The 7374-nt window shown below is 43.7% G+C and carries 8 protein-coding genes; 3 read left to right on the forward strand and 5 right to left on the reverse strand.

The features are described from left to right. Positions 1-177 precede the first annotated feature (177 nt). On the forward strand, positions 178-978 hold the full coding sequence (locus A3763_RS19215) for a helix-turn-helix domain-containing protein (RefSeq protein ID WP_068552958.1): 801 nt from the start codon (positions 178-180) through the stop codon (positions 976-978). 79 nt (positions 979-1057) lie between these two features. Here A3763_RS19215 and A3763_RS19220 read toward each other — a convergent pair whose 3' ends face one another. The 3 genes from A3763_RS19220 to A3763_RS19230 all read right to left on the reverse strand — a co-directional run bounded on the left by A3763_RS19220 (position 1058) and on the right by A3763_RS19230 (position 3577). Beyond that, positions 1058-2020, reverse strand: a complete 963-nt coding sequence (locus tag A3763_RS19220) for an NAD(P)-dependent oxidoreductase (RefSeq protein ID WP_068516034.1) — start codon at positions 2018-2020, stop codon at positions 1058-1060. 13 nt (positions 2021-2033) lie between these two features. Further along, positions 2034-2849, reverse strand: a complete 816-nt coding sequence (locus tag A3763_RS19225; RefSeq protein WP_068516032.1) for an SDR family NAD(P)-dependent oxidoreductase — start codon at positions 2847-2849, stop codon at positions 2034-2036. A gap of 290 nt (positions 2850-3139) precedes the next feature. After that, positions 3140-3577, reverse strand: coding sequence for a thioesterase family protein (locus A3763_RS19230; RefSeq protein ID WP_068516029.1), 438 nt, complete (start codon positions 3575-3577; stop codon positions 3140-3142). Between the two features lie 133 nt (positions 3578-3710). Here A3763_RS19230 and A3763_RS19235 point away from each other — a divergent pair, with 133 nt between their 5' ends. Together A3763_RS19235 and A3763_RS19240 are read left to right on the forward strand one after the other, a co-directional pair. Continuing rightward, positions 3711-4631: a LysR family transcriptional regulator gene (locus tag A3763_RS19235; protein ID WP_156508895.1), complete on the forward strand. Its 921-nt coding sequence runs from the start codon at positions 3711-3713 to the stop codon at positions 4629-4631. A gap of 121 nt (positions 4632-4752) precedes the next feature. After that, positions 4753-5478: an START domain-containing protein gene (locus A3763_RS19240; protein ID WP_068516025.1), complete on the forward strand. Its 726-nt coding sequence runs from the start codon at positions 4753-4755 to the stop codon at positions 5476-5478. Between the two features lie 37 nt (positions 5479-5515). Here the strand turns inward: A3763_RS19240 and A3763_RS19245 are convergent, their stop codons facing one another. Both A3763_RS19245 and A3763_RS19250 read right to left on the reverse strand, forming a co-directional pair. Beyond that, the gene (locus A3763_RS19245) at positions 5516-6100 is read right to left on the reverse strand and encodes a hypothetical protein (protein WP_068516022.1); all 585 of its coding nucleotides are present in this window, start codon (positions 6098-6100) and stop codon (positions 5516-5518) included. A 3-nt stretch (positions 6101-6103) separates the two neighbouring features. After that, positions 6104-7174 (reverse strand): methyl-accepting chemotaxis protein, encoded by a 1071-nt coding sequence (locus A3763_RS19250; protein ID WP_197475994.1) that lies wholly within the window; start codon positions 7172-7174, stop codon positions 6104-6106. Positions 7175-7374: the final 200 nt, after the last annotated feature.

Genomic DNA, 7374 nt, shown 5'->3' on the forward strand with positions numbered 1-7374 from the left:
AAATACCAGCCTTTTAAACACTGACACCAAGCCCTACTACTTCGCTTGTATAATCTGATACTCCCCTCGTTTTTCTATCACTAGTGAGTTTTGGTTCTCATAACTAACATGAAAAAGAGGACTATTTTCTTCAAAAGGCCTATCTTTAGCGTACACATGTACCGAGATCTAATAACAATGAACAAGAAGTCTCTCCTGTATCTATGGGAAGAACGAACGCTCTTTATTGGCAGGCTTGAAGAGCCACTGAACTTATCCCAAGGCGCTGCAACTCTGACCCTGTCACTGGGCGGTCCTATTAAAGTTGAGTCAAAAGATCAGAACATTTGTTTTGAAAGCACATGCGTATTACTAAAACCGGGCTGCTCTGTAACGATAGATACACAACATCAGGTCATCGCAAATTGTAATCTAGATGTTATGGGGCGGGACTTTAGCGCCTTATCCGACCTCTGCCGCGATATGGGCCAAGGGGTTTTTAGCGAGTTTGGCAACGAACAATTATTCAGACAGTCTGTTATTGATATTTACGACTCAGAACGCTCCACGAGCGAAACCAAATATGAGATTGATAGCCTATTCAAAACATGTGTAAAGAAGCCTTTTGACAGTGATAAACGCGTATCTAAGGTAGTCGATTTGATCAAGGATTCTATTGACACAAACCTATCTATTGAGAGTCTCGCTGATACAGTGAACTTGTCAGTACCTGGACTCACCAAAGTCTTCAAAAAACAAACAGGCGTACCCATACGCAGGTATCGTCAATGGCATAGGTTATTTGTCACCGCAGTCGAAATCAGCAGAGGAAAGAGTTTAACCGACGCCGCCATTGATGCGGGTTTTGTCGACCTATCTCATTGCACCCATACTTTTAATATGATGCTAGGCATGAAGCCGTCATATTTTTTATCCCAACCAGAGCGAATTATTGTGATGACTGAAAATAAGCAGCGCCTATCTTGTACAAAAAATTGAGCGAGTCAGACTCTAAAGCTCATAGTAATCAGTCGCCTCAGCGAGGGTTGGGACTTTCTGTCTACATGATGAGGTAGTTTTATATCACTCCCTGCTCACGCAGCCATTGCTCACTCCTAGCCATACCTTCTTCAAGGCTAACTTTAGGCTGATACCCTAGCTCTGCACTGGCCTTATCATGGATATATTTAGCACTAGGCCTCGATAGCATCGCAACGGTAGAAGGATTTAATTCTGTACGTTTACCGAAAAGATGAGCCATTCGCTCCGCGGCAAAAGCGATAGGATAAAGCAGCTGTTTGGAAAGTGTTCTTGCCGAGTCCAAACCTAACATTTTGGCTAAAAAAGAAAAATACTCCTGATTACTCACCTGCCCCATGCCTGATAGGATATAAATCTGTCCGATTGCCTTGTCTGAGTTCAGTGCCAAATAACAGCCCTCAACCAAGTCATCAATATACACTGGGCCGAACATACCTTCTTTCGGGGCGATGAATTTCTTTTGCTTCATCATGTCAATTGGCGTCACGGTCCAGGGTCGGGAGCCCGGACCGTAAACATCTGCAGGGCGGATAATGGTGGCATCCACTTTTCCTGCATTGTTGTAGTTCAGAACCAAATGTTCACTAGCCAGTTTGGAGTCTGAATATTTCTGACCGCAAGCCCTCAAGGCAGTATTTTCATCCATTGCTCCGGTGTGACTTAAGCCCAACGCGGCAACGGAGGAAAAGTGCAGAAAGCGCTTTTTGTTATCACACTTTGCCGCTTCATCTAATACAGTCTGCGTACCCAACACATTAACGCGCCAGGTTTCCTCTTCTGTTGCAGCATTAGAGACCACTGCAGCCGTGTGAATGAGGGTGTCACAACCAGCTAGCATGTCTCGCCATCTCTCTGGCTCAAATAAATCAGCTTGTATGATGTTTTGTTCCTGATTGGCACTTAGATCAATCCCACAGGTCTCGATACCTTTTTTATTTAGGCAACGCGCCAGACTTTGTGCGATAAAACCTTTTGCGCCGGTAATAAATACTTTCTTCATTGCGGCCTGCCTATTATTTTTGTTGTTTCAATACGTTTCTGACAATCGAATCAATATAGAAATTAACTAGCTTTACGGGAATCAGTCTGTTCATCCAATAGGTCATCCGGGCGAGCTTGCCTGGAATGATGTAAAAACGCTTCGATTCCAAGCCTTTCATAATATCGTCAATCGCATGCTCCAAGGTCAGTGCACCGGCTGTAAGTTTTAGCTTCAAGGTAACCGGGTGAATAGTTTTGTGTTCTTCATGCACCATCGGCGTATCAACTTCTGGCGGACAAATCACTTGAACCGCTACACCTTCAGGCGCCAGTTCGGTGCGCAAGGCCTGAGCTAAACCCACCACCCCAAACTTAGAGGCATTGTAAGAGGTATAGGCATAAGTACCGACCAACCCTGCCATAGAAGCCACCAAGGCTAACTTGCTAGGCACTTTGTTTTTCTTCAATAAAGGAATAGTCGCCTGAGCAAAGTTACGAGAACCAAAAAGGTTAACTGTCACAACAGTCTCAAACTCTTTAGCTGGTACAGCTTCAAATAAACCAGTGCGATTAATACCTGCACAATGCAAGGCTATCGTTGGTAATCCCACATGACACGCCGCTTCTGAAACTACTTTAAGCAGGCCATCCAGGTCTGTCACATCGGCTTCGTAATAGGCAATACCCTGACTGGAGTTATGCCTTAGATCCTCAATAAGCGATTTTGCCTGCTCATCAAACTTTAGATCGAATAAGGCCAGGTTGGCACCCGTTTTTACGTAGCGCCGTGCGATTTCCTGGCCAATGCCACTCGCTGCACCGGTGATATAAATCGTTTCTTGATTCATTAGTGTGCTGCCTCTGATTGTTGTTTTTTAGTAGTCATCGAAGCTTCCGGCGCGAAGGCATCCTCATCGATACAGAGTATCTTGGGTAGTCCCCTTCTATTGCATAAGCCGGTAGATTTGCATTACTAGAGCACACTTTACCGCCTTGGGTAAATACCATATCGCGTAAGAAGACCATGCAAGTGGGGCTAAGGAAACTAATAAAGCAGGCTAACGCTCCATACAACACAGTCTATATGAGACTAATAGCGACATTCAAAACCTGAGCGATTAAGAACACCACTAAAGAATCAGACCTCTACTAGCGCTTCTATCAAATACAGCTCTTTAATCTTCTCGGGCAACTCAATTATCTTTCTCGCTTCAAGGTCCATCCAGCCCACCACACAACGATGAACTGCCGATAGTTCACCATTGGCCTTATAGATATTTTGTAGCATCTGCACAGTTTTGGTAAAACCAGTTGGCTCACCTGGCTCCACTGTTACGCGCAACTCATCACCTATATTAACTTCGGCTTTGTACTCAGTCTCTTCCTTAAAAAGAACGGGGCCTACATTATGTTGCTTAAACCACTTCGCCGTCATACCGATCTCATTAAGAAACGCAACTCGAGTATGCGCACACAGATCAGAATAAGCAGAATGCCTCATATGCTGATTCGCATCACAGTCAGCCCATCGCACTTCAATAGTCTTTTCATATAACGCTTCAGTTTGCTTGCTCATAACGACCTCTTTACAACGAGCGATCAAAAAATTCGAGTTCAGTATGCAGGCAGAGAACACATAAATACAATTCATTATTATTATGTATGCTATGATTTTAAATCATACCAATAGCTGTGGGTTAGCCTTGCTCATGAATCTAGTCACACTTCGCCAGTTCGATCTGAATAGCCTTGTAGTATTAAAACTGTTGCTGGAAACAAAGCATGTCACACGGGCGGCAGAACAATTAAACCTCACACAATCAGCAGTTAGCCGAACCTTGGGTAAACTAAGAGAAGCCTTTCAAGACCCATTACTTGTGCGCTCTGGAAAAGGTTTATTACTGACTAAGAACGCTGAACAACTGCTTCCCTTAGTGAATCAGGCACTCGAGCAAATCAGTGTTTTACTTGACCCTATCGAGTTCAGCCCTAAAGATTACGAAGGTACCTTAAGACTTGCAACGACCGACTATGGCACTAATAACCTATTACCAAAATTAGTTCCGCTATTGCAAGAAGCCGCACCAAAGTTAAGTTTATCAACAGTTGATTGGCGCTCAAGCCTACTCACTGAGCTTGAACATAATCAGGTAGACCTGATGATTGGTGGCGTCACCTCTCCACCCGATAACATACACCAACGCATCGTTGCTCAAGATAACTACGCAGGCGTTATCAGGAAGTCTCATCCCTCTGAAGGAAAGATAGACTTACAAGAATATATTGGTATGAACCATATCGTAATTAGCTCCTCAGGCACCAGCAAAAGTCCGGTTGATGACTACCTTAAAAGCATTGGTCAACAACGAAAGGTCGCGCTCACGGTGCCACACTTTTTTGCTGCGCTGGAAATCATCGCCGCGACCGATTATATGATTCTGTTACCCAGTGGTTTTATTCGACGTTATGTCGACCAGGATAAGTTTACCGTCGTTAGCGCTCCTTTCCCCATTCCACCCTTAGAGATCGCCATGTTTTGGCACGCACGGATGCACCATGACCCAATGCATCGTTGGTTCAGACAGTTTATCTATGACAAACTTTATGCGCGGCATGATAGATATAAATAACCACATATCGAGACATATTCCTTGTATCACGTCAGTAAGAAACAATGCCGAGCAACTCACATTACTGGTCTAAATTTCAAAGTAAAATGATTTAGACACTGCTTAGTTAGGTAATAAATTCATGAAACATACTGTACTTTCTACCGTTCAATATTTGATGGTCACATTAAGTATTTTTTCTACGACCGTCTCTGCTGAGCTTGAAGCCTATCGAACTGACCTCCCTCCGGCCCTGGACGATAGCGGTTGGGACTTAATGCTAGAAAAAAATGGCATCAAGGTGTTTACCCGCGACTGGCCGGGCAGTGACTTTATTGCCTTTAAAGCAGAGCAAGTGGTGCAATCAAAGCTATCTAATATTGTTGCCAATTTCTCTGATATCAAGACCTTCCCTGAATGGGTCAAAGACATGGTAGACGCATATGAAATCGAGCCCTTTGACGATGAACGTTCCAGAAAAATCTATATGAGAATGGGTTTACCCTGGCCACTGGCTGACAGAGATATCGTCGCAGGCCAGCAACTAACACAGGAAACTGATTCAAAAGTCGTTCGAATTAAAGAATGGTTTGAAGGCGATGCTCTACCCAAAAATGAAGGTGTTATTCGAACACCTAAAGTTAATAATGAACTAGTACTGATTCCTGAAGGCAACGAGAAAACCAGAATCGTCTGGCAAGGGCATACTGAGCCGGGTGGTTTTATTCCGGCATTTATTGTGAACTTTCTATTGGAAGATGTCTTCTACGAATCTGTCTTAAACATGAGACATCGTTTTGAGTCACCTGAATTTCATAAGACTTCTGACTGGGTAATTAACTATAATGACTCGGGAACTGAAAGCTAAGAAAGATGGGATTGCGTTGCCTGTTGGGTTGATGGACTTAGAAGTGCTGAAGACAGACGCCTATTATCTTCTGTTTGATCCAACTTACGACCCCCATACCAATAGCACGCGTTTGCCCAATCGCTTCAATTGTCTCAAGCAATTCCTTCCAAATAACATCTAACCCAGAGTCACGACCAAAACTAAGCATGGGTAGATAACTTTCTGCTTGATTTTCTATCAGGTACAGCAAGTTGATAATAAGCCGATTGTGCTGTTCAATATTGTTGGTCACTGCTTTCTGCTGCCAACGAAACGACAGACGTTTCCAGTGAGTTGAGATACCTTCGAACAACTGATCCTCTATAATTAAGGGGTGGTCGTTCTCAATTACTCGCCACTGATTATCGACTCGTTGCTTCGCCTGCCTGACAGCATTATCTAAAGACCGATCACCATGAAGATAACCCGTCGTTAGGCCTCGATGTTGCTGAATGAATATAAGTAATACCTTTAAGTTTTTAACCAATCCAATATTGGTATACAAGGCCTCAATGTGCTTACGTTTTTTACTGCTCATCGCCTTAACACAAACAAGCACCCCAAGAATAATGGTGACGAACGCTATTAATAAACCTGACAAACTTTACTCCTTCTCTATACTAGCTTGTGAGCGTTCAGCGCGGTCTGCAAGATACTCTGCAACCTTAACTGTCTCATCTGCAATGACGGAATTGTCATTTGCCCTACCTAATAAAGCCTCAACATTTTCGGAGATTTCACGCGTTGCAATATTCTGTTGCTCCGTTGCTGTCGAAATCACGAGCATTTTGTTTGTAATGCTATCGATCATATTTGCGATCGTTCCCAAAGAGCCTTCAAGCTGGTTGATACGCGCAGCGTTATCTTCTGCAGCACGCATTACCTGACAAGACTTATCGGTAACGCCTACCATTCGTTTTTGCACATTATTGATGCTTTCGGTTATTTCATTAGCTGACTCTCTAGAACGAATTGAAAGACTTCGAACCTCGTCTGCGACCACAGCGAACCCTCGCCCATGTTCGCCTGCTCGCGCCGCTTCTATCGCAGCATTAAGCGATAGCAAGTTAGTCTGCTCCGATATATCAATGATGATTTTCGACATCGCTGCGACATTGTTGGTATGCTCCAACAACTCTGTAACCAGTACCTCACTTTCTTTAGATAAACCGACCATACGGCTTATTTCATTTGTGGCAGATTGGGCCTCAGCGATACCTTCAGTTGTCTGCTCACGCGAGCGTTCTATGTCGTCGTGAACATATTTGATTTGTGCCGCTACATCTTCCACACTCTGACTCAACTCAGTCACAGCCGCTGCTGATGAGGTAATCGAAGCCTTTTGCTCTTTTGCATTGGTTGATGCCGACAAGGCACTAATTGAGAGTTCTCTGGCCATATGAACAAACTCAGCAAAGTACTCCTCCTTGCTTTGTTCTGAGCGTTCATGGCTAAGTAAATAATCCTTGAAGGCTTTTAGGCTTTCATCTTTACCTAAACCCTCTAAAGGTAAATCGCGATACTGACTATCCGGAAGTTGAAGCAAATGCGCTAACTGCTGCAATGCCTGGGCAGAAGCACATTGCCAAAGCATCAAAGCAAGAGCAATGACACCAAGCAAGGCAATAAGCAAGGCATTCCAGGTAACACCTGAAATCAAAATGCTAGCACTCACACAGGCAAGGGACATGACAATAAAAACAAAATATGTTTAGGATAACGCCGAGCAGTAGACATAACTTTCTAGACCCATTCTTTTTCCTGATTTAAAGGACAATAAATGTCATCAACATCAAAGAAGGGGCAAAAGCCATGCCCACTAGTAAAATCACATCAAGGCAGACCACTTAACACGAAGCTAATCAATTGTTTTTA

Source organism: Oleiphilus sp. HI0128 (assembly GCF_001635365.1).